Source organism: Methylacidiphilum sp. Yel, assembly GCF_004421185.1.
In the GTDB taxonomy this organism is placed as follows: Bacteria; Verrucomicrobiota; Verrucomicrobiia; order Methylacidiphilales; family Methylacidiphilaceae; genus Methylacidiphilum.
Map to the genome: position 1 here is coordinate 1 of NZ_LXQB01000080.1, position 1,317 is coordinate 1,317.

At 52.3% G+C, this 1,317-nt stretch carries 1 protein-coding gene; it reads left to right on the forward strand.

The window, feature by feature from the left end; genetic code table 11:
- The first annotated feature begins 723 nt into the window (after nt 1-723).
- Nucleotides 724-1,074 carry a hypothetical protein gene (locus tag A7Q09_RS09960; protein ID WP_134391294.1) on the forward strand — a complete coding sequence of 117 codons (351 nt, stop codon included), beginning with the start codon at nt 724-726 and terminating at the stop codon, nt 1,072-1,074.
- Nucleotides 1,075-1,317: the final 243 nt, after the last annotated feature.

Genomic DNA, 1,317 nt, shown 5'->3' on the forward strand with positions numbered 1-1,317 from the left:
AGGCCGATGAGAATGTCAGGGTCTATCAAAACCTCAACACCCTCATCGGAGAGCTTGCCCTGGCTAAATCTGGTCAGTTATCTCCAGGAATCCCCTGCCTTTAGGCATGGGGAGGATGTCAATTCTTTTGAATAGCGCGGTTGCTATGTTCTATCATTATCCGAGTATATTTGATGAGAAACAACCAGCATATAAAGCTCTTAGAATGGATTTGCCTTTAGCCCATGTTTGGTGAAAATCGCCTGATTTTGGGGGTGCTCCAGAGGAGAGGGAGCCATTTTTGCCGAAACATANNAAGTAACTACATAGATCAACGTTGTAGGATAATGTTTCTTTATGTTTCTGCGTATCGTTCCAATCCGGCGGCTCAAGCGGGAAAGTGGACCAGTACGTTCGACTAATGGAGAGCTACTACGATCAGGGAAAATCTAGAGATCCGGTCGATAGCGAATCTTCTAGTGCAAGGAGCTTTTGGCTCCTCATGTGGACAGGCTTATGGAGCTTTTAACGGGGGAGCCGCGCGCAAAGACGACGGAGAGCTCTAAGCCAGAATTGGCGGCGGTTTGGGGCCCGCGACTATTAGCCAGGGCTTTGTGGGAGGAGTTGGGGTTTCCTTTAGCTTTTGGGGGGAGCTGCTCTAGAGGCGGCAAGCTCTTTCCCTAGGCAAGGAGAGCTTTTGTTCTTGTAGCCGGATCGGCGGGGGAGGAGTGGACTAAAGCCGGTGTGGAAGCAAAACGGTCGGGTACAGGTGGCCACCGCTTCCTTTGGCCCTGGTATCGGACGCTGGATGAGCTTGATTCAAAGGAAGGGGAAGATCGAAGAGGGCCTTTTTGCTTGGGCCTAAAGATCTTTTTTTCCTTGAAGCCCAAGCTGGTCTTCTACGATTTGAGCGCTTCCTACTTCGAAGGAGATGGTCCGGAGGAGTCTGCAGGATTTGGAAACGGTCCAGATGGTAGTGGAGGATTTAGAGAGAAGCGCTTGGGGCTTGCGCCGGGTGGTCTTTGCTCGGGGACCGGGGGATGGTCAGTAGGGCCAACCTGGGCTTTCTTTGGAGCCAAGGCCATGGGTTTTTGATGGGACTTTAGGCGGCGGAGGAGCCATGAGGTCCTAGAGTACCTTGGCCCAAGCACAAGCTCTTCTCTTGGCAGCCCTTCTCTTTCGGAAAGTAAAGACCGAGGCATGCCCGAGGTTCCGGGAGGACTTCCCGAGGCAGCGGATCTTTGTAGTCGAGAGTGCCCTAGCGGCTGGCTTAGGAGCAAGCGATGCAAGAGGCAGCTGTAGCTAAGATTCGGGAAAAAGCTCTCAAATGCTCGCTAA